Origin of the sequence: Streptomyces uncialis (assembly GCF_036250755.1) — a bacterium.
GTDB lineage: Bacteria > Actinomycetota > Actinomycetes > Streptomycetales > Streptomycetaceae > Streptomyces > Streptomyces uncialis.
The window spans coordinates 2734740-2758250 of record NZ_CP109583.1 but is presented as its reverse complement, the minus strand read 5'-3'; the positions used below and the strand labels follow the sequence as shown (position 1 = coordinate 2758250).

Annotated in this window: 20 protein-coding genes; 11 read left to right on the top strand and 9 right to left on the bottom strand. The window is 71.0% G+C overall.

Annotated elements, in window-relative coordinates; translation table 11 throughout:
• Positions 1-32 precede the first annotated feature (32 nt).
• A complete protein-coding gene (locus OG711_RS11135) occupies positions 33-704 on the bottom strand; it encodes a DUF4097 family beta strand repeat-containing protein (RefSeq protein WP_329559171.1) in 672 nt (223 codons plus the stop codon).
• A gap of 223 nt (positions 705-927) precedes the next feature.
• On the opposite strand from OG711_RS11135, the gene OG711_RS11130 reads away from it, so the two are divergent.
• Entirely contained in the window at positions 928-1653 is a 726-nt protein-coding gene (locus OG711_RS11130; RefSeq protein ID WP_329559170.1) for a helix-turn-helix domain-containing protein, read from the top strand.
• Between the two features lie 515 nt (positions 1654-2168).
• Here OG711_RS11130 and OG711_RS11125 read toward each other — a convergent pair.
• The 4 genes from OG711_RS11125 to OG711_RS11110 all read right to left on the bottom strand — a co-directional run bounded on the left by OG711_RS11125 (position 2169) and on the right by OG711_RS11110 (position 6256).
• Positions 2169-3377, bottom strand: a complete 1209-nt coding sequence (locus OG711_RS11125) for a hypothetical protein (RefSeq protein ID WP_329559169.1) — start codon at positions 3375-3377, stop codon at positions 2169-2171.
• Positions 3359-4168, bottom strand: a complete 810-nt coding sequence (locus OG711_RS11120; protein WP_329559168.1) for an ABC transporter ATP-binding protein — start codon at positions 4166-4168, stop codon at positions 3359-3361. Before OG711_RS11120 ends, OG711_RS11125 begins: the two co-directional genes overlap by 19 nt.
• 211 nt (positions 4169-4379) lie before the next feature.
• Entirely contained in the window at positions 4380-5759 is a 1380-nt protein-coding gene (locus OG711_RS11115; protein WP_073793345.1) for an aspartate aminotransferase family protein, read from the bottom strand.
• Entirely contained in the window at positions 5744-6256 is a 513-nt protein-coding gene (locus OG711_RS11110; protein ID WP_073793346.1) for an Lrp/AsnC family transcriptional regulator, read from the bottom strand. The genes OG711_RS11115 and OG711_RS11110 overlap by 16 nt, the downstream gene beginning before the upstream one ends.
• 183 nt (positions 6257-6439) lie before the next feature.
• Here OG711_RS11110 and OG711_RS11105 point away from each other — a divergent pair, with 183 nt between their 5' ends.
• Positions 6440-7879, top strand: coding sequence for a gamma-aminobutyraldehyde dehydrogenase (locus OG711_RS11105; protein ID WP_266507726.1), 1440 nt, complete (start codon positions 6440-6442; stop codon positions 7877-7879).
• Positions 7880-8048: 169 nt separating this feature from the next.
• Here OG711_RS11105 and OG711_RS11100 read toward each other — a convergent pair whose 3' ends face one another.
• Positions 8049-9227, bottom strand: a complete 1179-nt coding sequence (locus OG711_RS11100) for a serine hydrolase domain-containing protein (protein ID WP_329559167.1) — start codon at positions 9225-9227, stop codon at positions 8049-8051.
• A 367-nt stretch (positions 9228-9594) separates the two neighbouring features.
• Between OG711_RS11100 and OG711_RS11095 the strand changes: the two genes are divergently transcribed.
• On the top strand, positions 9595-10509 hold the full coding sequence (locus OG711_RS11095) for a hypothetical protein (RefSeq protein WP_329559166.1): 915 nt from the start codon (positions 9595-9597) through the stop codon (positions 10507-10509).
• 13 nt (positions 10510-10522) lie between these two features.
• Here the strand turns inward: OG711_RS11095 and OG711_RS11090 are convergent, their stop codons facing one another.
• Positions 10523-11218 (bottom strand): glycerophosphodiester phosphodiesterase, encoded by a 696-nt coding sequence (locus tag OG711_RS11090; protein WP_329559165.1) that lies wholly within the window; start codon positions 11216-11218, stop codon positions 10523-10525.
• A gap of 75 nt (positions 11219-11293) precedes the next feature.
• Positions 11294-12367 carry an adenosine deaminase gene (locus OG711_RS11085; protein WP_073793428.1) on the bottom strand — a complete coding sequence of 358 codons (1074 nt, stop codon included), beginning with the start codon at positions 12365-12367 and terminating at the stop codon, positions 11294-11296.
• A 96-nt stretch (positions 12368-12463) separates the two neighbouring features.
• Between OG711_RS11085 and OG711_RS11080 the strand changes: the two genes are divergently transcribed.
• Positions 12464-13411, top strand: coding sequence for a DUF4190 domain-containing protein (locus tag OG711_RS11080; RefSeq protein ID WP_329559164.1), 948 nt, complete (start codon positions 12464-12466; stop codon positions 13409-13411).
• Between the two features lie 1044 nt (positions 13412-14455).
• On the opposite strand, the gene OG711_RS11075 is transcribed toward OG711_RS11080, so the two are convergent.
• Entirely contained in the window at positions 14456-15055 is a 600-nt protein-coding gene (locus OG711_RS11075) for an NADAR family protein (RefSeq protein WP_329559163.1), read from the bottom strand.
• Between the two features lie 233 nt (positions 15056-15288).
• Between OG711_RS11075 and OG711_RS11070 the strand changes: the two genes are divergently transcribed.
• The 7 genes from OG711_RS11070 to OG711_RS11040 all read left to right on the top strand — a co-directional run bounded on the left by OG711_RS11070 (position 15289) and on the right by OG711_RS11040 (position 23385).
• On the top strand, positions 15289-16812 hold the full coding sequence (locus tag OG711_RS11070) for a gamma-aminobutyraldehyde dehydrogenase (RefSeq protein ID WP_329559162.1): 1524 nt from the start codon (positions 15289-15291) through the stop codon (positions 16810-16812).
• An 82-nt stretch (positions 16813-16894) separates the two neighbouring features.
• Entirely contained in the window at positions 16895-18136 is a 1242-nt protein-coding gene (locus OG711_RS11065; RefSeq protein WP_073793429.1) for an ABC transporter substrate-binding protein, read from the top strand.
• Positions 18137-18324: 188 nt separating this feature from the next.
• A complete protein-coding gene (locus tag OG711_RS11060; protein ID WP_073793354.1) occupies positions 18325-19473 on the top strand; it encodes an ABC transporter ATP-binding protein in 1149 nt (382 codons plus the stop codon).
• Entirely contained in the window at positions 19470-20405 is a 936-nt protein-coding gene (locus OG711_RS11055) for an ABC transporter permease (protein ID WP_073793355.1), read from the top strand. The genes OG711_RS11060 and OG711_RS11055 overlap by 4 nt, the downstream gene beginning before the upstream one ends.
• On the top strand, positions 20405-21205 hold the full coding sequence (locus OG711_RS11050; protein WP_073793356.1) for an ABC transporter permease: 801 nt from the start codon (positions 20405-20407) through the stop codon (positions 21203-21205). The genes OG711_RS11055 and OG711_RS11050 overlap by 1 nt, the downstream gene beginning before the upstream one ends.
• A gap of 65 nt (positions 21206-21270) precedes the next feature.
• The gene (locus tag OG711_RS11045) at positions 21271-22689 is read left to right on the top strand and encodes an NAD(P)/FAD-dependent oxidoreductase (RefSeq protein WP_073793357.1); all 1419 of its coding nucleotides are present in this window, start codon (positions 21271-21273) and stop codon (positions 22687-22689) included.
• Positions 22690-22926: 237 nt separating this feature from the next.
• Complete coding sequence (locus tag OG711_RS11040; protein ID WP_073793358.1) at positions 22927-23385, top strand: hypothetical protein; 459 nt, start codon at positions 22927-22929, stop codon at positions 23383-23385.
• Positions 23386-23511: the final 126 nt, after the last annotated feature.

Here is a 23511-nt window from a genome sequence, read left to right as displayed (position 1 = left end):
TTCCCGACCGAACCGCCGCGGAGGCGCTTCTCCTACAGACTGCGGGCGCTGATGTCGCCGTAGGCGGTGGTCGCGTGGATGGTCAGGGCGGCGTCGGCGCCGTCGGTGTTCCTCAGCGCGTTGTCGATCCGGCCGTAGGAGGTATCGGCGTTCAGCGACGCGGAGACCCCGCGTGCGGCGCCGACCGAGATCTCGCCGGACTCGGTGCGCAGCGTGACCGCGCCGCGCACGGCCTCGGCGATACGGAGGTCGCCCTTCTGGGTGCTGATCTCCGCGGAGCCGCCCAGACGGCCGACCGAGACATCGCCGGACTGGAGGGTCAGCCGGGCGCTCGCGGCCTCGTCGAGCTTGACCGAGCCCTGCGCCCCCTCGAAGGAGACGTCGCCGAGCCGTCCGACGCCCCGGAACTCGACGAGGGCCGCCTTCCCCTCGACGCGGGAGCCGGCGGGAAGCTGGACGGTCACCTCGACGGACCCGGAAGAGCCGAGGATCTGGTTCTTCGCCTCCGGGGCCTTGATCCGCAGGACACCGTCGTCGTACGCGACCTCGGTCTGCTCCGCCGCCTGCACGTCGCGGCTCTTGGCGGCGTTCGCGGGGAGGACCTCGACCGTGGTGTCGGACCGGTCGGCGGCGATGAAGCGGACGCGGCCGGCGGGGATGGTGAGGACGGCGGTCACGGGGGCGGGGGTGTCGAACTTCTGCATGATGTCTTCCTTCGGCTCGTTGTTTCCGATGAGGGAAAAGCTACGTTGCCTTTCCGGAAGCGGCAAGTGACTCGTTGCGTAGAAGTGTTGTTCATGCAGGTGGAAGTGGTGTTTTCGTTGCAATGATTTGGAATCTAATGCAATGAATCTCTCTCGGGTCGTTGCAATGGATTGCGGGTGAACGCTACCCTGGAGACATCGACAGACCACGAAGGGGATCGCGATGCCTGGAGGCAGACTCACTCAGCAGGAACGTCAGCAGATCGCGCTGGGGCTGGCCGACGGGCTCGCCTACGCGGAGATCGCCAGGCGTCTCGGCCGTCCGACCTCGACGATCACGCGTGAGGTGATGCGCAACGGCGGCCCCGGCGCCTACCGTGCCGAACTCGCCCACCGTGCCACCGAACACCGCGCCCATCGCCGCAGGAAGGCCGCGCCCGGGGATCCCGGTACGTCGCCGCAGGCCCACGGGCGCGATGCCGAAGCCGTCCGCGCGTACGAGGAGACGTTCACGACCGTCTTCATGCAATCGGGCCTGCCCAAGATGACGGCGCGGGTGCTGGTCAACCTCTACACCACCGACGCCGGCAGCCTCACCGCCGCCGAACTCGCCGCGGGCCTGCGGATCAGCCCGGCGTCCGTCTCCAAAGCGGTCACGTTCCTCGAAAGCCAGGGCCTCATCCGCCGGGAACGTGACGAGCGCCGCCGCGAGCGCTACATCGTCGACAACGACGTCATGTACCAGTCCACGATGGCCGGAGCCCGATCGACCGCCCACCTCGGCGAGGTCGCCCGGCAGGGCGTCGGCGTCCTCGGCCCCGACACCCCGGCCGCCGCCCGTCTGGAGAACATCGCCCGCTTCGTCGACTTCGTCTCCGAGAGCATCGCCCGCGCCGCGGACCAGGCCCGCGAGATCCTCCACACCAAACCGGACAACACGACTCCCTGAGCCCCGTCGGATCAAGCCACCCGCAGCAGAACGGCTAGCGCGGCTAACACAAGGGACGCCCCATCAGCCGAACAACTGCGCAGGGGGCGCCCCATCAGGGGCGCGGGGAACTGCGCAGAACCCACGGAGCGACGGCACAGCAACACTTACGCCCAGGTGTGGAACCCCAGGGGCGCGAGGAACTGCGCACCCCACGAGCGACGGCACAGCAACACTTACGTCCAGGTGTGGAACCCCAGGGGCGCGAGGAACTGCGCACCCCACGAGCGACGGCTCAGGAACAAGTACGTCCAGGTGTGGAACCCCAGGGGCGCGAGGAACTGCGCACCCACGGAGCGACGGCTCAGGAACGAAGTACGCCCACCCGGACGGACCTCGGAAGCGCAAGCGAAGGCGACCCGCGGGGAACTGCGCACCCACCGAGCGACGGCACAGGAACGAAGTACGCCCACCCGGGCAGACCTCAGAAGCGCAAGCGAAGGCGACGGGCACCGGCGACCCCCCCCGGACGGGGGTCAGCGGCCCAACGGCGCGGCGGCCAGCTCCGCGATCCCCCACGTCAGCGGAGCGAACAGCGCGCACAGGGCCGCGGCCCGCAACGCGACCGCGGCCCGCAGCACGACCGCCGGCGCGCCCAGCCGCAGCAGCGCCGCCGTGGTCTGCGACCGGGCGTGCTTCGCCTCGACCGCCGCGAGGACGAGCGCGGCGAGCGCGCACCCCACCACGAGCACCGCGCCGAGCGCGCTCAGCGGCCCGGTGTCGGGCTCGGAGCCGGTGTAAAGCGCCGCGGCGGCGAACGCGCCCGACACCACTGCGCACACCACCCCGAGGGGACGGCCGATGCGCCGGGCCTCCTGCTGGAGGACCCGGCCCGCCAGCAGCCGTACCGCCCCCGGCCGTACGGCCTGAAGGGCGCGGCCGCAGCCGTGGACCAGGGCGGGACCCGCCAGCGCGAGCCCGACCGCCGTGCAGGCCCATCCCACGAGGACGCCCAGCGGGCCGCTCGCCAGTCCGCCCGGCAGCCGCAGCCCGAGCGCGGCGTCCGACCCGCTCGCGTACGACTCCACGGCGAGGCCCGCCGCGAGCAGCGCCACGCCCCAGGGCAGCCCGGTGGGTGTCGCCGAGGGCAGCAGGGGCCGGTCGGGGTCGGTGTCGTCGCCCGGGTCACGGGTCGCGGCGCGGCTCCCGGGCCGGCCGGTGGCGGCGGGACGCCCGGGGCGGGGGCGCAGCAGGAGGGCGGCCGTGACGGACGCGGTCACGGGTACGAGGGTGAGCAGGGTGAGGGTGGCGGCGAACGGCAGGTCCTGGTCGGCGGCGAGCAGCGCGCCGGCCGCCCCGCCGAGGGGCAGTGCGCCGAGGTCACCGCGCAGATGGAGGAAGACGGTCAGCGCGATCAGTGAGCCGAGGGCGCAGGCGGCGGCCGTGGACACCGCGGCGAGGACGGAGCGGCGGCCGGGGCCGAGGCCCACCGCGGAGAGTCCGGGCCGGGGCCGGGTCGCCGGATCGGTGCGGGCGACGGCCACCGCGAGGTACACGGTGGCGGCGAGCGGGGCGGCGCACCAGGCGAGCCGCAGGGAGGAGCCGAACGCGGCCCCGGGGTGCCCGAGGGCGTAGCCGAAGGTGCACAGCAGCAGGAATCCGGTGCCCGCGGACGCGACCGTGACCAGGAGCCTGCGGGCCTGGACGGAGGGGCGGGCGCCGCGCGCTAGACGGAGAGCGAGCACGCGGCCCGGCCTTCCGTGCCGTGGTCCGGGTCGCCGCCCGTGCCGTGGTCCGTACCCGGGTCCGGGTCGTCGTCCGGCACCTGGGCCGTCCCTCCGCCGGGGAGGTGGACGGTGGTGACGAGGCGGCCGTCGAGCAGGGACACCGTACGGTCCGCGAGGGCGGCGGTGTCCGGGTCGTGGGTGGCGAGCACCACGGCGATGCCGTGCGAGCGGGCCGCGGTGGTCAGGGTCCGCAGGACATGGGCACGGTCGGCGAGGTGCAGCGGGGCGGTGGGTTCGTCGGCGAACAGCACCGCCGGGGTCCCGACCAGGGCCCGTGCGAACGCGATCCGCTGGCGCTGGGCCTGGAGCAGGGCGTGCGGCCGTTTGCGGGCGAGGGCGGCGATGTCGAGGCGGGCCAGCCATTCCAGCGCGGCGGCCTTCGCCTCGCGGCGGGGCGCCCCGGCGAGCATCAGCGGCAGGGCGACGTTCTCCCAGGCGCTGAGTTCGGGGACCAGACCGGGCCGTGGTTCGATCCAGCCGAACCGGTCGCGGCGCAGCCGTTCCCGGGCGAGGGCGCTCATGGAGTGCACGGGGGTGCTGTCGAACCACACCTCGCCGCCGGGCTCGGGCAGCAGCTGCCCGGACAGCAGCCGCAGCAGGGTGGACTTGCCGCTGCCGCGCGGGCCGCTGACGGCGAGGATCTCGCCCTCGCGCACACCGAGGGAGACACCCGTGAGTCCGGGCGAGCCGTGGTGCGAGAAGTGCAGGGCCCGTGCCCACAGCACATCGTTGTCCGGCGGGGCCGTCATGGTGAACACCTCGGTTCAGTTCAGTTCCGCTTCCCCCGTACGGGGGAACGAAGCCTGGGCCGATCGGTCACTGGGCACCGTAGGCAGGAGCGCTCGGACTCCCGGGAAAGCACACGGCCCGGACGCCCCCTTCTCACTCGGAAGGGTGCGTCCGGGCCGTGGACGTACAGCTGGAGGGACTAAGGGAGCGTCCCGTTCGGCAGGCCGCCGGTCAGAGCAGGGTCCATGCCTCCTGGAGGACTCCGCGGACGATCTGCTCGATCTCGTCGAACGTCGACTGGTCGGCGGTCAGCGGCGGGGAGAGCTGGATGACCGGGTCGCCGCGGTCGTCGGCGCGGCAGTACAGACCGTTCTCGAACAGCTTCTTCGAGACATGGCCGTACAGGATGCGCTCGGACTCCTCGTCGTTGAAGGACTCCTTGGTGTGCTTGTCCTTCACCAGCTCGATGCCGTAGAAGTAGCCGCTGCCGCGGACATCGCCGACGATCGGCAGGTCGTGGAGCTTCTGGAGCGTGCTGAGGAACGCGCTCTCGTTGTCCAGGACGTGCTGGTTGAGGTTCTCGCGCTCGAACAGGTCGAGGTTGGCGAGGGCCACGGCGGCGGAGACCGGGTGGCCGCCGAAGGTGTAGCCGTGCAGGAAGGTGTTGTCGCCCTTGTAGAACGGCTCGGCGAGCCGGTCCGAGACGATGCAGGCGCCGATCGGGGAGTAGCCCGAGGTCATGCCCTTGGCGCAGGTGATCATGTCCGGTACGTAGCCGAACTTCTCGCAGCCGAACATCGTGCCGAGGCGGCCGAAGGCACAGATGACCTCGTCGGAGACGAGCAGGACGTCGTACTGGTCGCAGATCTCGCGGACCCGCTGGAAGTAGCCGGGCGGCGGCGGGAAGCAGCCGCCGGCGTTCTGGACGGGCTCCAGGAACACCGCGGCGACGGTGTCGGGGCCCTCGAACAGGATCTGCTGCTCGATCTGGTCGGCGGCCCAGCGGCCGAACGTCTCCGGGTCGTCGCCGAAGAGGGGCGCCCGGTAGATGTTGGTGTTGGGGACCTTGTGCGCGCCCGGTACCAGCGGCTCGAACGGGGCCTTCAGGGCGGGCAGGCCGGTGATGGACAGGGCGCCCTGCGGGGTGCCGTGATAGGCGACCGCGCGGGAGATCACCTTGTACTTGGTGGGCTTGCCCTGGAGCTTGAAGTACTGCTTGGCGAGCTTCCAGGCGGTCTCGACGGCCTCGCCGCCGCCGGTGGTGAAGAAGACCTTGTTGAGGTCGCCCGGCGCGTGGTGCGCGATGCGCTCCGCCAGCTCGATCGCCTTGGGGTGGGCGTAGGACCACACGGGGAAGAAGGCCAGTTCCTGTGCCTGCTTGAAGGCGGTCTCCGCCAGCTCCGTGCGGCCGTGCCCGGCCTGGACGACGAACAGACCCGCGAGACCGTCCAGGTAGCGCTTGCCCTTGTCGTCGAAGATGTAGGTGCCCTCGCCCCGCACGATGGTGGGGACGGGCGCGTTCTCGTACGACGACATGCGCGTGAAGTGCATCCAGAGGTGGTCGTACGCGGTTCTGCTGAGGTCCTTGCTCACGGCTATCGGGTTCCCCACATATAGGTCTGCTTCTTGAGCTTCAGATAGACGAAGCTCTCGGTGGAGCGCACCCCGGACAGGGCCCGGATGCGTTTGTTGATCACTTCGAGGAGGTGGTCGTCGTCCTCGCAGACGACTTCCACCAGGAGGTCGAACGAGCCCGCGGTCATCACCACGTACTCGACCTCCGGCATCGCGGTCAGGGCGTCGGCCACCGGGTCCAGATCGCCCTCGACGTTGATCCCGACCATCGCCTGCCTGCGGAAACCCACGGTGAGCGGGTCCGTGACGGCGACGATCTGCATCACGCCCTGGTCGAGCAGCTTCTGGACGCGCTGGCGTACGGCGGCTTCCGACAGGCCGACCGCCTTGCCTATCGCCGCGTACGGCCTGCGGCCGTCCTGCTGAAGCTGTTCGATGATGGCGAGGGAGACGGCGTCAAGCTGGGGAGAGCCGTTCCCGTTCCGGGAGTCCCTGGGGTCTGCGCTACGACTGGCCACGACCTCACTGTGCACGACGTCTCGGCGCTTTCGCAAGACCAAAGCGATGTAATTCGTTGTCGAAGGCTTCTTTCTGCACGGATTTCGTAGTCATCCATGCCTAGCTATGTTGAAAGCGTCAGTCCATGGCTAGCATCGGCTCTCGGTGGGTGTCTCATCCACCGAGACACCCACCCCAGCTGACTGGAGGGCCTGGCAGTGAGCACCGAGCTGCGTCGTCTGCGCAACTACATCGACGGAGAGTTCCGGGACGCCGCCGACGGACGGACCACCGAGGTGGTCAACCCCGCCACCGGCGAGCCGTACGCGAGCGCCCCGCTGTCCGGCGCGGCGGACGTCGACGCCGCCATGGCCGCCGCCGCGACCGCCTTCCCCGCCTGGCGCGACCTCACGCCCAGCGAGCGGCAGCGGGCCCTGCTGAAGATCGCCGACGCGGTCGAGGAGCGCGCCGAGGAACTCATCGCCGCCGAGGTCGAGAACACCGGCAAGCCGATCGGGCTGACCCGCAGCGAAGAGATCCCGCCGATGGTCGACCAGATCCGTTTCTTCGCGGGCGCCGCCCGGATGCTCGAAGGCCGCTCGGCCGGTGAGTACATGGAGGGCCTCACCTCCATCGTCCGCCGTGAGCCCATCGGTGTCTGCGCCCAGGTCGCCCCCTGGAACTACCCGATGATGATGGCCGTGTGGAAGTTCGCCCCGGCCCTCGCCGCGGGCAACACCGTCGTCCTCAAGCCCTCCGACACCACGCCCGCCTCCACGGTGCTGCTCGCGGAGATCATCGGCGCGATCGTGCCCAAGGGCGTCTTCAACGTCGTCTGCGGCGACCGTGACACCGGCCGCGCGATGGTCGAGCACCCGACCCCGGCGATGGCCTCCATCACCGGCTCGGTACGCGCCGGTATGTCCGTCGCCGAGTCCGCCGCCAAGGACCTCAAGCGCGTCCATCTGGAGCTGGGCGGCAAGGCGCCGGTCGTGGTCTTCGAGGACACCGACATCGCCAAGGCCGTCGAGGACATCTCCACCGCGGGCTTCTTCAACGCCGGCCAGGACTGTACGGCGGCCACCCGCGTCCTCGTCCAGGAGTCCATCCACGACGAGTTCGTCGAGGCCCTCGCCAAGGCCGCGTCCGAGATCAGGACCGGCCGGCCCGACGACGAGGACGTGCTCTACGGACCGCTCAACAACCCGGCCCAGCTGAAGCAGGTCTCCGGGTTCATCGAGCGGCTGCCCGCCCACGCCAAGGTCGAGACGGGCGGCGAACGCGTCGGGGACAAGGGCTACTTCTACGCCCCGACCGTGGTCTCCGGCCTTCGGCAGGACGACGAGATCATCCAGAACGAGGTCTTCGGCCCCGTCATCACCGTCCAGTCGTTCACCGACGAGGCCCAGGCCATCGGCTACGCCAACGGCGTCGACTACGCCCTGGCCTCCTCCGTATGGACCAAGGACCACGCCCGTGCCATGCGGATGTCCAAGGTCCTCGACTTCGGCTGTGTGTGGATCAACACCCACATCCCGCTGGTCGCCGAGATGCCGCACGGCGGCTTCAAGAAGTCCGGCTACGGCAAGGACCTCTCCGGGTACGGCTTCGACGACTACACGCGCATCAAGCACGTGATGACGTCGATCGAGGGCTGACCGCCCGCACTCCGGTGATCCAGGGGCCGCAGCGCTCCGTGGGAGCCCGGGGGGAGGGCGACGGACACCCCGTCCATCGCCGTCCCCCGGCCCACCGGTACGACGGACAGGGGACCGCGCCGGAACACGCGTCACGCGCCGCCCGGCCGCCCCCGCCCACCGCGACGGGTCACCTGCCGAAGACGGCCACGGCCAGCCCCTCCCCGACCCGGTTCATCCCCTCGCCCTTCGCGTCCGTCGACCCGATCGAGTACACCAGCGTCCGCGACAGATCCTTGGTCCCGGCGACGAGTGTGTGGTAGCCGTACCGGCCGCCGGTCTTCAGCCACACCTCCGTACCGCCCTGGGTGACGTACCGCTGGAGGCCCGCGCCCATGGACGCCCTGCCCGCCCTTGCCGGGTCCAGCGAGTTCGGCACGTCCGGGACGGTGAACATCTCCTCCAGCTGCGGTCGCGGGACGACCTTCCCCTTGAACAGGGCGGTCAGCAGCCGTTCCAGATCGGCCGTGGTGGAGATCATGTCCCCGGCGGCGAAGCGGTCGTACTGGTTCCAGCGCGTCACATCGACGTACTCGGCGGTCCCGTCCGGCTGCCGCACCTTCTGGTAGCCGCGGTTGTGCGGGCCGCGTATCCGCGGATCGGCGCCGGGGAAGTACGTGTCGTCCATCCCGAGCGGACGGAAGATCCGTCGCTGCGCCTCCCGCGCGTATGCGCGGCCCGTCACCTTCTCGATCAGCATGCCGAGGATCGTGTAGTGGATGTTCGAGTACAGCTGGACCTCACCCGGGTCGTGCGCCGGGCCCTGGGCGACGGCCGCCGCCACCACCTTGCGGTGGTCGACGGTGTCCAGCCGTCCCGCGTACAGCTCGTCCCAGGGTGACTCCGCCCAGGCCGACCGGATACCGCTGGTGCAATTGAGCAGTTGCCGTACCGCGACCGGCTTGAACTCCGGTGTCAGCAGGCCGGGGAGATAGTCCTGGACCGGGGCGTCCAGGTCGACGCGGCCCTCGGCGGCGAGCTGGAGGACCAGCGCGCTCGTGACGACCTTGGTGGTCGACCCCGCGCGGAACCGTCCGTCCCGGATCGCGTCCCGCCCGGTCGCCAGATCGCGGACACCCGCGCCCGCGCGCCACACACCGTACTCACCGCCGACCCGGACCAGCGCGGCCGTCGCGTCGGCGTGCGGCAGACCGGCGACGGCCGCGCGCAGCGCCGGACGGTCGAGGCCGTCCCGCTCGGCGGTCACCTTCGCCGTACCCGACGCGGCGAACGAGGGGACGACGAGCGGTCCCGCGCACAGGGCGGCGACGAGAGCGGTGGCGACGGCGGCGGTACGGGTGCCGGGCATGGGTCCTCCGGGGAGCGGCTGGGGGAGACGACAAGGACCATCGTGTCCGCCGCGTCCCGTCCCCGTATCGTCGCTGAGGAGGTTCGCGACCCTGGTGGACGCCAGGGTGGAACACCGCGCCACGGCCCCGGACCTCAGGGTCGGCCCTTAGGGTCCGTCACCGGTACGGCGCCGGACGGTCGGCGGCGGACGGGGCGTGCCACCGGGACCAGGTCCCAGGGAAGCGCTCCGATTCCCTGACCATCCATCACCTCCTTTCCTCCGTAGGCACGATGACCGTCACCGGGCCCCGTGGATTCACTGGAGTTCCTGCGGGGGCCACCGTGCTTCATGCGGCCCCCGGGAACACGCGTATCTGGAGGTACCCATGGAACAGTGGACCCGGCGAGCGGCCCTGACCGCCGTGACGGCGGCGGGCGCCGCCGCCCTCATCGGCGCGGCACCGCCCCAGCGGGGACGGCGTAACGTCCCGTCCGCGCCGGTCCTGGAGATCGGCACCGGGGAGGACGCGTTCACCGCCCCGGCCCGGACCGTGGCCGGAGCCGTGACGCTCCGGGTCCGCAACACCAGCCCCCGCACCGGGACCGTCGGGGTCGTACGCCTCCACCCGGGCGTCACGGAGGAGCAGTTCCGCACCCGGCTGCGCGCGCTGTTCACCGCGGAGGCGCCCGCCGACGTCATCCACGCGTCCCGCGTGATGATGGCCACCGCCACCCAGCTCGGCGGGGCCTCCCACCACTCCGGGATCGTCGCGGACGCCACCGTCACCCTGGCCCCGGGCCGTCATCTCCTGCTGGAGTACCTGGACTTCATGCCCGGCATCGGCCGCGGTCCGGCGCCCGGCGCGGAGTACGTGCGCCCGCTCACCGTCACCGCCGACGGCCCCGGCGGCCGGGCACCCGTACCGTGCGGGACGCTGACGGCCCACGAGAACGCGGCCGGCGCGCCACGGTTCACGCTGCGGGGCCGGGTGCTCGCCGACCAGCCGTTGCGGTTCGTCAACGCCATGCGGGAACAGGTCGCCGAGGCACGGCTGTACCCGGTGCCCGACGACGCGGTCACCGAGGCGGACATCGTGGCGTTCTTCGCCGGTGAGCCGGGCCCGCCGCCGGTCGACTTCTCGGGGGCGCTGGGAGCCACCCCGCTCACCCCGGGCCATGAGGTCGTGCTCCGGATGCCGATGCGTTCCGGCCGCTACGCCGTCGTCAGCTGGGTACGCGCTCTGGTGGACGCCCGGCCGCTCACGGCAGGCGGCCAGATCCTGCTCACCCGGGTGCCGTGAGACCGGCGCCCTGTCACACCCGCGGGGCGGTACGGGCGCGCAGCGCGGTCAGGGTGCCGACGCGGTTCGTGGTGATCGAGTCGACGCCCGCCGCGAGCAGCCGCCGCATCGAGCGGGAGGTGTCCGGCGTCCACACCGACAGCAGCTGTCCGCCGTCGTGGACGCGCCGCGCCAGCTCCCGGTCGACCAGGCTGAAGCGGTAGTTGAGCCAGCGCGGGCGCACCGCGTCCAGCAGCGCGGGCCGGGGCGGCGCCAGCGTCGTCCAGGTGAGCGCGATCTCGGCGCGCGGGTCCACGGACCGGACCATCAGCATCGTCCGGGCGCCCGCGCAGTAGTACACCCGCTCCGCGGCGCCGCAGTCCCGGATCACTCCCATGATCCGGCGCACCCCGGCGGCCCCCGCGCCCGGCAGGTCGACCATCACCCGGCTGCCCCCGGTCTCCCGCAGGGCCTCGGCCAGGGTGGGAACCCCGCCGCCGGTCAGCCCCCGCACCTCGTCGGCGGAGAGCCCGTCCAGCGGCCGGTCGTGCTCCCACAGCCGCTTCAGGGTCGCGTCGTGCAGCAGCACCGGCACCCCGTCCCGGGTGAGCCGGACATCGATCTCCACGGCGTCCGCGCCGCGTTCCAGCGCGGAACGCAGGGACGGCAGGGTGTTCTCACGGGCCCGGTAGGGATCGCCGCGGTGGGCGACGGCGGTGACAGCGCGCATGCGCACATTGTGCGGGAGGGGTCCCGGGGCGGGCAGCCCCGGGACCCCTCCGCCGGGCTCATCGCCCCGTCGGACTCAGCCCGCCGGCCATGCCTCGGTGTACGCGTCGATCTCCTCGGTCAGCCGCCGCTTGCCCGCCGGGTCGAGGAACGACGCCTCGACGGCGTTCTTGGCGAGCGCGGCGATACCCCGCTCGTCCAGGTCCAGCAGCCGGGCCGCCACCGCGTACTCGCCGTTGAGGTCGGTACCGAACATCGGCGGATCGTCGGAGTTGATCGTGACCAGGACCCCGGCGTCGACCATGTCCTTCAGCGGGTGCTCCTCCAGGGTGCGCACCGCGCGGGTGGCGATGTTGGACGTCGGGCACACCTCCAGCGGAATGCGGTGCTCCGCGAGATGGGCGAGCAGTTCCGGGTCCTGGGTGGCGCTGGTGCCATGGCCGATCCGCTCGGCGCGCAGCTCGCGCAGCGCGTCCCAGATGGTGCCGGGTCCGGTGGTCTCGCCCGCGTGCGGCACGGACCGCAGGCCCGCCGCGATGGCCCGGTCGAAGTACGGCTTGAACTGGGGCCGGGGCACCCCGATCTCGGGTCCGCCCAGCCCGAACGACACCAGTCCCTCGGGGCGCAGATGGTCCGAGACGGCGAGCCGGGTCGTCTCCTCGGCCGCCTCCAGCCCGGCCTCACCGGGGATGTCGAAGCACCAGCGCAGCACCACACCCAGCTCCGCCTCGGCGGCCTTGCGGGCGTCCTCGATCGCGGCCATGAACTCCCGCTCGGGGACGCCCCGCCGGGTCGACGACCACGGCGTGAGGGTCAGCTCCGCGTACCGCACCTGCTGCCGCGCCAGATCACGCGCGATCTCGAAGGTCAGCAGCCGTACGTCGTCCGGGGTGCGGATCAGGTCCACGACGGAGAGGTACACCTGGACGAAGTGCGCGAAGTCGGTGAACGTGAAGTAGTCGACCAGGGCCTCGGGGTCCGTGGGGACCTTCGAGTCCGGGTGCCGCGCGGCCAGTGTGGAGACGATCCGGGGGGAGGCGGAGCCGACATGGTGCACATGCAGTTCGGCTTTCGGCAGCCCGTTGATGAAGGCGTGCGGATCGGTCAAGGGTTCCTCCCCGGGAACGGCGCCTCTGCCGGGCGCGGTGATCGGCTGATCGCTGCTGCGGCCCCATCGTAGGCGGCCGGGCGGTCCGCGCGACGGGGGGCCGTAGCATGTCGGGACATGCACGGAGGGGGCGAACGGATGAGCGAGCAGTGGCACGCGGACGACCGGACAGCGGGGTCCGGGGGACCGGGCGACGGTCCCGAGTACCTGGACGGCGGCCCGGCCGGCCCGGCGGACGCCGCACCCACCGACCCCCGCAGCGGTACGGATTCCGTCCCGGGTACGGGTACGGGGTCGGCCGAGCGTGCGGCTCCCGCCGACCCCTGGGCGCCGGTACCCCCGGCCGATGACACCTCGCGTCCCGGCGGAGCCTCGGGCCCCGACCTCACCAAGCGGGCCACCCCGGCCGGTGCGGGTACGCCGCTGGAGGTCCCCGGTGCCGGGAACGGCGGGGCGCACCGGGACCCGTGGGCGCCGCCCACGGGTGACACCCCGGCCCACAGCCAGCCGACCGTCGCCTCGATGCCGACGCCGCACGGCACCGGGGGCGCACCCAACCCCTTCGCCGTGCCCGGCACCGGGCATCCCACCCCGCCTGCCGGGTTCCCACCGCCGGTGACGGTGCCCATGAGCAGCCCGGTGCCGCCGCCCCCGACCGGGCCCGAGGGCCCGGGTCAGCAGTACCCGCACGGATACCCCGGGTACCCCGGTGCGGCGATGCCTCAGCCGCCGTATCCGAGCGGCCCCGGTTTCGGCTGGGGCGGGATGCCGCAGCCGCCGCGGGACGGGATGGGGGTCGCTTCCCTGGTCCTCGGGATCATCTCGGTGGTGATCTTCTGTCTCTGGCCGGTGGCGCTGATCACGGGCGCCCTCGCGGTGATCTTCGGCGCGATCGCCCGCTCGCGGGCGAGCAAGGGGCTCGCGTCCAACCCGGGGCAGGCCCTGGCGGGTCTCATCTGCGGGGCGGTGGGCGCGGCGCTGGCCGCGGGGCTTCTTGTCCTGCTGATCGTCGCGCCCGGCAACTGGCCGGACAGCCTCTACGACGACAACGGGTCGCCTTCGCTCGCGCTTTCGAGTCTCCGCTGACCTCACGGGTCGCCTTCGCTTGCGCTTCTGAGGTCTGTCCAACTGGGCGCGCTTGTTCCTGTGCCGTCGCTCGTCGTTTTTGCGCAGTTCCCCGCGCCCCTGAGGCCGCGCCCCTTACGGTTCTCGTTCGGCTGCGGGTGGCTCTTGGTTGCTCGCGCAGTTCCTCGCGCCCCTGGGGTTCCCCACCTGGGCGTACTTGTTCCTGTGCGGGTACGTCCGGGGGTGCGCAGTTCCCCGCGCCCCTGGGGTCGCGTCCGCTTGCGGTTCTCGTTCGGGTGCGGGTGGCTCTTGGTTGCTCGCGCAGTTCCCCGCGCCCCTGGATGCTGCCCCTTCGGGTTGTTCGTCGGGTGCGGGGCTGTCCTCGTCTTTGCGCAGTTCCCCGCGCCCCTTTGGGGCGCCACTTGAGGCTGTCGGTCAGGTGAAGGTCCTTCGCTTGCGGAACCCCCCTCCTCGCGGACTCGCCGGACCACGGGAGGGGGTGGGCGGGAATCTCTGCTCGCAGACTCCGATGCTCTTCAGTCGGGTCACTGGACGTCGTACCGAGCGTGTCGGATCGAGGACGGAGAATCCCGACCGGCACCGACCCGAAGAACCGACCGGACGCGCCCCAAAGGGGCGCGGGGAACTGCGCGAAACCACCGAGCGACGGCACAGCAACGAAGTGCGCCCAGCACCGAGTACCCAGGGGCGCGGGGAACTGCGCACCCACGGACGACCTGTACAGGAACGAAGTACGTCCCGCCGGACAGACCTGGGAAGCGCAAGCGAAGGCGACCCGCGGGGAACTGCGCGAAACCCACCGAGCGACGGCACAGGAACGAAGTGCGCCCAGCACCGAGTACCCAGGGGCGCGGGGAACTGCGCACCCACGGACGACCTGTACAGGAACGAAGTGCGTCCCGCCGGACGGACCTGGGAAGCGCAAGCGAAGGCGACCCGCGGGGAACCGCGAAACCACCGGGCGACGGCACAGGAACGAAGCGCGTCCCGCCGGACGGACCTAGTAAGCGCAAGCGAAGGCGACCCGTACGGGGACGGTGACCGTCAGTGGCCTACGTGCGGGCGGCACGCCATCAGTGCGAAACCGAGCAGATTCAGCCCCCGCCACCGCGCGGGATCACCCGCCCGCTCGTCGTCCCCGGCGAGCCCGATCCCCCAGACCCGGTCCACGGGACTCGCCTCCACCAGCACCCGCTCACCCGTACCGCGCAGGAACTCCCGCAGCCGCGGATGCGCGGCGAACTTGTGCGTGCTGCCCGCCACCACGATCCCGAACCGCTCCCGCGCCCAGACCGCCTCGTCGAAGCCCCGGACACGGCGCCCCGCCTTCTGCGCGTCGGCCGGATGCCTGGCCGCGACGGCCGCCCGCTCGGCCTCCGGGTCACCGAAGAGCCGCGCCTTCTCGGCCATCATCCAGTGCTCCGCCGTCGCGTACTCGACCCCCTCGACCGTGAACGGCGAGGGATACCACTGGCTGAAGCAACCGCCGTCGACCTCGCCCTCCACCGCCGGCTGGTGACGCCAGAAGTGCAGGTATTTCACCCGAATTCCCTCGGCGGTCACGGCCAGCAGATCCTCCCGGGAACGAATTCCCCGGACGGCCTCCGCCACCGACTCCCCGCGCATGCTCTGACCTGCGTTCATCGCGTTCTCCCCCTCGCCCGGCCGATGCACGCCACTGTGCCACGCACCACGGACATCCCGTCCTTTGTTTTCCGCTTCGGCTCGACACCTGGTCAACAGATTCCGTCGCGTGACCAAAAGGCAACAACTGAATCACTTGTTGGACCAGTACGCCTCTGCCAGGATCGGCACTCAAATCGAGCTGAAGCTACGCCGCACCCGGGTGACGGGAAGGGCCGGCGGAGGAGAGCGTCATGCACAACCCGGGCCATCGGTTCCAGGCACAGGAACGCTTCGCGGACGGCGCCCAGTACATCGGGGGCCGGCTCGGCAAGGGCACCTCCGAGCGCGCCCACACGGTGGTGGACCCCGCGACCGGCGACGACGTCTACACGTATCAGCTGGCGGGCCGCGACGACGTGGACGCGGCCGTCGACGCGGCCGCCGCGGCGTTCCCGGAGTGGTCGGGCCGCACCCCGGGCGAGCGCTCCGACGCGCTGCACCGCTTCGCGGCCGTCCTCGCCGAGCAGGCGGACGAGTTCGCGTGGGCCGAGTCCCTCCAGTGCGGCAAGCCGATCAAGCTGACCCGGGAGTTCGACGTACCGGGCACCATCGACAACGCTGCCTTCTTCGCGGGTGCCGCCCGGCAGCTGGCGGGCCAGTCGGCGGGGGAGTACTCCGCCGACCACACCTCGTACGTGCGCCGTGAGCCGATCGGTGTCGTCGGGTCGATCGCGCCCTGGAACTATCCGCTCCAGATGGCCGCCTGGAAGGTGCTCCCGGCGATCGCCGCGGGCAACACCATCGTGCTGAAGCCCGCCGAGCTGACGCCGCTGACCTCGCTGATGTTCGCGGAGGCGGCGGCCGAGGCGGGCATCCCCGACGGGGTCGTCAACATCATCACCGGTGCCGGACCGGAGGCGGGCGAACATCTGGTGGGGCACCCGGGGGTCGCGATGACGTCGTTCACCGGTTCCACCGGGGTCGGCAAGCGGGTCGCGGAGATCGCCACCGCCACCGTCAAGCGCCTCCATCTGGAGCTGGGCGGCAAGGCCCCCTTCGTCGTCTTCGACGACGCCGATCTGGAGGCCGCGATCCAGGGCGCCGTCGCCGGTTCCCTGATCAACACCGGTCAGGACTGCACGGCCGCCACCCGCGCGTACGTCCAGCGCCCGCTGTACGACGCCTTCATCGCCGGGGTCGCGGACCTCATGGCCGGTGTCCGGCTCGGTGACCCCTTCGACCGGGCCACCGACCTGGGTCCGCTGGTCTCGTACGCCCAGCGCGACCGCGTCGCCGCGTTCGTGGAGCGGGCCCGCGGCTACGCCCGGGTGGTGACCGGCGGGGAGATCCCCGGCGGTGATCTGTCGAGCGGCGCCTTCTACCGGCCGACCCTGATCGCGGACGCCCCGCGGGACAGCGAGATCGTGCAGGCGGAGATCTTCGGCCCGGTCCTGGTCGTCGTCCCGTTCGACACCGACGACGAGGGCCTGCGGCTCGCGAACGACACCCCCTACGGTCTCGCCGCGTCCGCGTGGACCCGGGACGTGTTCCGGGCCCACCGCGCCACCCGTGAGATCAAGGCGGGCTGTGTCTGGGTCAACGACCACATCCCGATCATCAGCGAGATGCCGCACGGCGGCTTCAAGGCGTCCGGCTTCGGCAAGGACATGTCCGTCTACTCCTTCGAGGAGTACACGCAGGTCAAGCACGTCATGTTCGACAACACCGCGGTCGCCAGGAAGGACTGGCACCGCACGATCTTCGGGGACCGGTAACCCCTTCGCCCCAGGCGGCGTGACCGCCGGGACCGGCCGTGACGAGAACCCGGTCCCCCTGTTCCGAAAGGGCATCACGCGCATGAGTTCCGAGCCCGAGACCTTGTCCCCGGCGCAGAAGGCCGCCATGCGGCGCAGTTTCCAGGGCGGCAGGGGCGCGCTCTCCCGCCGCACCCTGCTGCGCGCCTCCACGGGCGGCGCGCTCGCCGCCGGGGGCGCCCTGGCCCTCACCGGCTGCGGCATCCCCCCGGCCGGCAGGACGGAGACGGTGTCGTCGCAGGACCACTCGGACAAGGAGAAGCGGGTCACCTTCTCCAACTGGACCGAGTACATGGACGTGGACGACAGCGGCAAACGCCGCCCGACCCTGGACGCCTTCCGCGAGCGCACCGGGATCACCGTCAAGTACACCGAGGACATCAACGACAACGTCGAGTTCTTCGGGAAGGTCAAACCGCAGCTCGCCGCAGGTCAGGACACCGGCCGGGACCTGATCAACGTCACCGACTGGCTCGCCGCGCGCCTCATACGCTTCGGCTGGGTCCAGAAACTGGACGCGTCGAACCTCCCGCACGCGTACGCCAATCTGTCGCAGCAGTTCCGCAGCCCCGACTGGGACCCCGGGCGGGCGTACTCGTACCCCTGGACGGGCATCCCGGCGGTCATCGCCTACAACCGCAAGGCCCTCGACGGGCTGGAGGTCCGCTCGCTGTCCGACCTGCTGGACGAGCCGAAGCTCAAGGGCCGCGTCTCGCTGCTCTCCGAGATGCGGGACACCATGGGGCTCGCCCTGCTCGACATGGGCAAGGACCCCGGCAAGGTCACCGACGACGACTTCGACGCGGCGATCGCCCGGGTGCAGAAGGCCGTCGACAAGGGACAGGTCCGCCGCTTCACCGGCAACGACTACACCTCCGACCTGTCCAAGGGCGACATCGCCGCCTGTGTCGCCTGGGCCGGGGACGTAGTCCAGCTCCAGGCCGACAACCCGGACATCGACTTCGTCGTCCCGGACAGCGGCTACATGATCGCCTCCGACAATCTGCTGATCCCCAACAAGGCCCGCCACAAGCGCAACGCCGAACGGCTCATCGACTACTACTACGAGCCCGGCCCCGCCGCCCGGCTCGCCGCGTACATCAACTACGTGTGCCCCGTCGACGGGGTCAGGGCGGAACTGGCGAAGATCGACCCCGGGGCGGCGGAGAACCCGCTGATCATCCCCGACAAGGAGATGGCGTCGAAGTCGCACTCCTTCCGTTCCCTCAGCTCCAAGGAGGAGACGGCGTACGAGGAGAAGTTCGCCAAGCTGTCCGGCGCCTGACCCGGCGCGGCCCGGCCCCGCTCCGCGCGGCTCCTCACCCGTCCGGCCGCCACCGCCCGCGCCCCACGGCACGGCCCGTCCGAACCGGCACCGCCCCCGGCGGGAACCCCCGGCCACGGCCCCACGGCGGCCCGCACGTCCCCTGAGTCCCGCCCGTGTCCCTCGCCCCTCGAACCCCGGGAACCACCATGACGACCGAACACGGCGGCGATGTCCGCCTCACCGGGATCAGCAAGACGTACGGCTCCTTCACCGCCGTCCATCCGCTCGACCTGACCGTGCCGCACGGCTCGTTCTTCGCGCTGCTCGGCGCCTCCGGCTGCGGCAAGACCACCACCCTGCGGATGATCGCGGGACTGGAGGAGCCCACCTCCGGCACGGTGTTCCTCGGTGAGCAGGACGTGACGGCGCTGCCGCCGTACAAACGGCCCGTCAACACCGTCTTCCAGTCGTACGCGCTCTTCCCGCACCTCGACATCTTCGAGAACGTCGCCTTCGGACTGCGCAGGCGCGGCATCAGGTCGGTCAAGAAGCAGGTCGAGGAGATGCTCGACCTGGTGCAGCTCGGTGACTTCGCGCGCCGCAAACCGCACCAGCTCTCCGGCGGCCAGCAGCAGCGGGTGGCCGTCGCCCGCGCGCTGATCAACCACCCCAAGGTGCTGCTCCTCGACGAGCCGCTGGGCGCCCTGGACCTCAAGCTGCGCCGCCAGATGCAGCTCGAACTCAAGCGCATCCAGACCGAGGTCGGCATCACGTTCGTCCATGTCACCCACGACCAGGAGGAGGCCATGACGATGGCCGACACGGTCGCGGTGATGAACAAGGGCCGGGTCGAACAGCTCGGGGCGCCCGCCGACCTCTACGAGAACCCGCGCACCACGTTCGTCGCGAACTTCCTCGGTACCTCCAACCTCATCGAGGCGACCGTGGACAGCCGCTCCGGCGAGGAACTGGTGCTCACCGTCGCGGACAGCAGGCTGGTGCTCCCGGCGGCCCGCTGCTCGGCGCCGACCGGCGGCGGGGGCAAGGTCCTGGCCGGGGTCCGGCCGGAGAAGATGTCCCTCACCCACGCGGACGACGCCGACGCGATACCCGGCGGCCGCAACCGGGTACCCGGGACGATCACCGCGAGCAGCTTCATCGGGGTGTCCACCCAGTACCTCGTGGACAGCCCCGTTCACCCGGAGCTGGAGGTGTACGTCCAGAACGTCGAGCGTGACGACCGGCTGGTCCCGGGCACCCCGGTCGTCCTGCACTGGAACCCGGGCCACACCTTCGGCCTCGACGCGGCCCAGGACATCGACGCGGGTGTCGAGTCGGTGGAGGAGGCCGCATGAGTACGGTCACCGACGCCCCCGGGGCGCCGGCGGACACGGCCCCCGGGCCGGCGGCCCGCCCGCCGCGCAGACGCGGCAGACTCACCCCCTACTGGCTGCTGCTGCCGGGCATCCTGTGGCTGCTGGTGTTCTTCGCCCTGCCGCTGGTCTACCAGGCGTCCACCTCCGTACAGACCGGGTCCCTGGAGGAGGGCTTCGAGGTCACCTGGCACTTCGCCACGTACTGGGAGGCGCTCACCGACTACTGGCCGCAGTTCCTGCGCTCGGTGCTCTACGCCGGGTCCGCGACCGTGCTGTGCCTGCTGCTCGGCTATCCGCTGGCGTATCTGATCGCGTTCCGCGCGGGACGCTGGCGCAATGTCGTCCTCGTCCTGGTCATCGCGCCGTTCTTCACCAGCTTCCTGATCCGCACCCTGGCCTGGAAGACGATCCTCGCCGACAGCGGACCGCTGGTCGAACTCCTCAACACCCTGCACATCCTGGATGTGACCAGCTGGCTCGGGATGACCGACGGGGAGCGCGTCCTCGCGACCCCGCTCGCGGTGATCTGCGGACTCACCTACAACTTCCTGCCGTTCATGATCCTGCCGCTGTACACCTCGCTGGAGCGCATCGACGGACGGCTCCACGAAGCCTCCGGCGATCTCTACGCCCGGCCCTTCACCACCTTCCGCAAGGTGACCCTGCCGCTGTCGATGCCGGGTGTGGTCTCCGGGACGCTGCTCACCTTCATTCCCGCCTCCGGTGACTATGTGAACGCCGATCTCCTCGGTTCCACCGACACCCGAATGATCGGCAATGTCATCCAGACGCAGTTCCTGAGGGTTCTCGACTATCCGACGGCCGCCGCGCTGTCGTTCATCGTGATGGCCGCGATCCTCGTCATCGTCACGCTGTACATCCGCAAGTCCGGGACGGAGGATCTGGTCTGATGGCCGTTCTGCGCTGGATTCGCCGAAATCTCGTCGTCATCGCCGGTCTGCTGACCCTCGGATATCTGCTGCTGCCGAATGTCGTTGTCACGGTGTTCTCCTTCAACAAACCGAAGGGCCGCTTCAACTACGAGTGGCAGAACTTCTCCACCGACGCCTGGCGGGACCCGTGCGGCGTCGCCGATCTGTGCGGTTCGCTCTCGCTCAGTCTGCGGATCGCCGCCTTCGCCACCATCGGGGCCACGGTCCTCGGGGTGATGATCGCGTTCGCCCTGGTCAGATATCGTTTCCGGGCCCGGGGAGCGGTCAGTTCGCTGATCTTCCTGCCGATGGCCATGCCCGAGGTCGTGATGGCCGCCTCGCTGCTGACGCTGTTCCTCAACATGGGCGCGGAACTCGGTTTCTGGACGGTGCTGATCGCGCACATCATGTTCTGTCTGAGTTTTGTGGTGACCGCCGTCAAGGCGCGGGTCATGTCGATGGACCCCCGTCTGGAACAGGCCGCCCAGGACCTCTACGCGGGCCCCGTCCAGACATTTCTCCGGGTGACCCTGCCGATCGCGGCGCCCGGGATCGCGGCGGGCGCGCTGCTCGCCTTCGCCCTGTCCTTCGACGATTTCATCATCACCAATTTCAACGCGGGTTCCACCGTCACGTTCCCCATGTTCGTCTGGGGTTCGGCGCAGCGCGGAACACCCGTTCAGATCAATGTCATCGGTACGGCCATGTTCCTGATCGCCGTACTGTTCGTGCTGATCAGCATGGTGATCGGGAACCGCCGCAGAAAGCGTCACGCATAACCGCGCCCGCGCGAGATCCCCCGTACCACGGCACAACCGTACGATCCCTGTAGGGAGTTGAGATCATGGCCCCGAGTGCCATGACCCGCTGGACCACGTCCCTCGCCGACGCGCGGCCCGTCCCCTTCTGGCTGGACGACCCCGGCAGGCCCCCCGCCGAGCCCGCGCTCACCGGTACCGAGCACTGCGATCTGCTGGTGGTCGGCGGCGGCTACAGCGGACTGTGGACCGCGCTGCTCGCCAAGGAACGCGACCCGGACCGGGACGTGGTGCTCGTCGAGGGCCGTTCGGTGGGCTGGGCCGCCTCCGGCCGCAACGGCGGCTTCTGCGCCGCCTCGCTCACCCACGGGCTGGACAACGGTCTGGCGCGCTGGCCCGGCGAGATCGGCCGGCTGGAGAAGCTGGGTGTCCAGAACCTCGACGCGATCGAGGCGGCGGTCGCCCGCTACGGCATCGACTGCGACTTCGAGCGGACCGGCGAGCTGGACGTGGCGACCGAGCCGTACCAGGCCGACGAGATGCGCGCCTGGTACCAGGACATGCGCCGCCGGGGTCTCGCGGACGGCCGGGAGTTCCTGGACGAGGACGCCGTGCGCGGCGAGGTCGACTCACCGCTGTTCCGCGCGGGTGTCTGGGACCGGGACGGGGTGGCGATGCTGAACCCGGCCCGGCTCGCCTGGGGCCTCAAACGCGCCTGTGTGTCGCTGGGCGTCCGGGTGTACGAGCACACCCCCGCCCTGACCCTGCTCGCCCGGGGCGCGGGCATGGCGGTGCGCACCCCGTACGGCAGGATCTTCGCGCGGCGGGTCGCGCTCGGCACCAATGTGTTCCCGTCGCTGGTCAAGCGGGTGCGCCCGTACACGGTCCCGGTGTACGACTACGCGCTGATGACCCAGCCGCTGACCGAGGCGCAGCTGGCGTCCGTCGGCTGGGCCAACCGCCAGGGACTCGGGGACAGCGCCAACCAGTTCCACTACTTCCGGCTCTCCGCCGACCGGCGGGTGCTGTGGGGCGGGTACGACGCGGTGTACCCGTACGGCGGGCGGCTGAGCGCCGAGCACGACGACCGGCCCGAGACGTACGCGAAGCTCGCCGCGCACTTCTTCCGGTATTTCCCGCAGCTCGAAGGGGTCCGTTTCAGCCATGCGTGGGGCGGGGCGATCGACACCTGTTCACGGTTCTCGGCGTTCTTCGGCACCGCCCACGGCGGCCGGGTCGCCTATGCCGCCGGGTACACCGGGCTGGGCGTAGGCGCCACCCGCTTCGGCGGCGAGGTGATGCTGGACCTGCTCGCGGGGGAGCGGACCGAGCGCACGGAGCTGGAGATGGTCCGCAGGAAGCCGCTGCCGTTCCCGCCCGAACCGTTCGCGTGGACGGGGATCGCGCTCACCAAGTGGTCCCTCGCCCGTGCCGACGCCAACGAGGGGCACCGCAATCTGTGGCTGCGCACGATGGACCGGCTGGGGCTCGGGTTCGACAGCTAGCGATCGCCGTCCGGGTCGCGCCGGTGTCCGGCCGCGAGTGCCCGGCCGTCGGGACATCGGTCCGGTCGGTTGATATGACCATCGATCATCCCGGTGGGCGGCTCTGTATCGCCGCAGGTCAGGGGCTGTGACGCAGTTCACTACCAACTAGTAGCCGGAACCCGCGTAACGCTGGGCGTTCCACCGCCTCCCAACAGGGGCCGCACCCGCGGTCCTTGAGGGAATCGGAGGCACGACATGACCGGGCCAATGGCCAAGTCCGCTGTGGAATGGCTGGTGTCGGTGGCACCAGACCCCGACGTCTGCCGCTGGGAGTGGGAGCGCAACCCCCTCGGGGTCACCCTCCTTCCGGCGGGCCGGCTCTGGGACGTCCTGATCCTGCCGGGGGAACTCGGCTGCCCCACGCTCGATGTGCTCAGCCGGGTCATCGACCGGCCGGGCCCCGTGCTCGCCGACTTCGGCGACTCCCGGACGGGCTTCTTCGTCCCGTCCGGCACCGCCTCGCGCTGGCTCGGCACCGGGGTGCGCGCCGCCGGGCCGGGGACCTGGATCGTGGTCCCCTATCCCGGCCGGGCCACCGGCGGGGTGCGGTGGCTGATCCCGCCGGACGGCTCCGGCACCCTCACCGACCCCGTGCTGCTCGAACTGGCCATGCACGAGGCGGCGGCGGATCTCGCGCGCGGGACCGGAGGCTGACGGGCGGCGAGGGCGGCGGCCGCGGCCGTCGTGACGGGCGGCCCCGCGGCAGCGGATAACCGCCGGAGGTCTTGACAACGGAATTGGTCTGGACCAAGTTGAGCGGCGCTCCACCCACGCACTTCG

What these genes read in the sequence shown, in the direction of transcription:
- OG711_RS11135 (WP_329559171.1), bottom strand. Translation starts at nt 704, where the DNA reads ATGCAGAAGTTCGACACCCCCGCCCCCGTGACCGCCGTCCTCACCATC.
- OG711_RS11130 (WP_329559170.1), top strand. Translation starts at nt 928, where the DNA reads ATGCCTGGAGGCAGACTCACTCAGCAGGAACGTCAGCAGATCGCGCTG.
- OG711_RS11120 (WP_329559168.1), bottom strand. Translation starts at nt 4,168, where the DNA reads ATGACGGCCCCGCCGGACAACGATGTGCTGTGGGCACGGGCCCTGCAC.
- OG711_RS11100 (WP_329559167.1), bottom strand. Translation starts at nt 9,227, where the DNA reads ATGCCCGGCACCCGTACCGCCGCCGTCGCCACCGCTCTCGTCGCCGCC.
- OG711_RS11095 (WP_329559166.1), top strand. Translation starts at nt 9,595, where the DNA reads ATGGAACAGTGGACCCGGCGAGCGGCCCTGACCGCCGTGACGGCGGCG.
- OG711_RS11090 (WP_329559165.1), bottom strand. Translation starts at nt 11,218, where the DNA reads ATGCGCGCTGTCACCGCCGTCGCCCACCGCGGCGATCCCTACCGGGCC.
- OG711_RS11080 (WP_329559164.1), top strand. Translation starts at nt 12,464, where the DNA reads ATGAGCGAGCAGTGGCACGCGGACGACCGGACAGCGGGGTCCGGGGGA.
- OG711_RS11075 (WP_329559163.1), bottom strand. Translation starts at nt 15,055, where the DNA reads ATGAACGCAGGTCAGAGCATGCGCGGGGAGTCGGTGGCGGAGGCCGTC.
- OG711_RS11070 (WP_329559162.1), top strand. Translation starts at nt 15,289, where the DNA reads ATGCACAACCCGGGCCATCGGTTCCAGGCACAGGAACGCTTCGCGGAC.
- OG711_RS11065 (WP_073793429.1), top strand. Translation starts at nt 16,895, where the DNA reads ATGAGTTCCGAGCCCGAGACCTTGTCCCCGGCGCAGAAGGCCGCCATG.
- OG711_RS11060 (WP_073793354.1), top strand. Translation starts at nt 18,325, where the DNA reads ATGACGACCGAACACGGCGGCGATGTCCGCCTCACCGGGATCAGCAAG.
- OG711_RS11055 (WP_073793355.1), top strand. Translation starts at nt 19,470, where the DNA reads ATGAGTACGGTCACCGACGCCCCCGGGGCGCCGGCGGACACGGCCCCC.
- OG711_RS11050 (WP_073793356.1), top strand. Translation starts at nt 20,405, where the DNA reads ATGGCCGTTCTGCGCTGGATTCGCCGAAATCTCGTCGTCATCGCCGGT.
- OG711_RS11045 (WP_073793357.1), top strand. Translation starts at nt 21,271, where the DNA reads ATGGCCCCGAGTGCCATGACCCGCTGGACCACGTCCCTCGCCGACGCG.
- OG711_RS11040 (WP_073793358.1), top strand. Translation starts at nt 22,927, where the DNA reads ATGACCGGGCCAATGGCCAAGTCCGCTGTGGAATGGCTGGTGTCGGTG.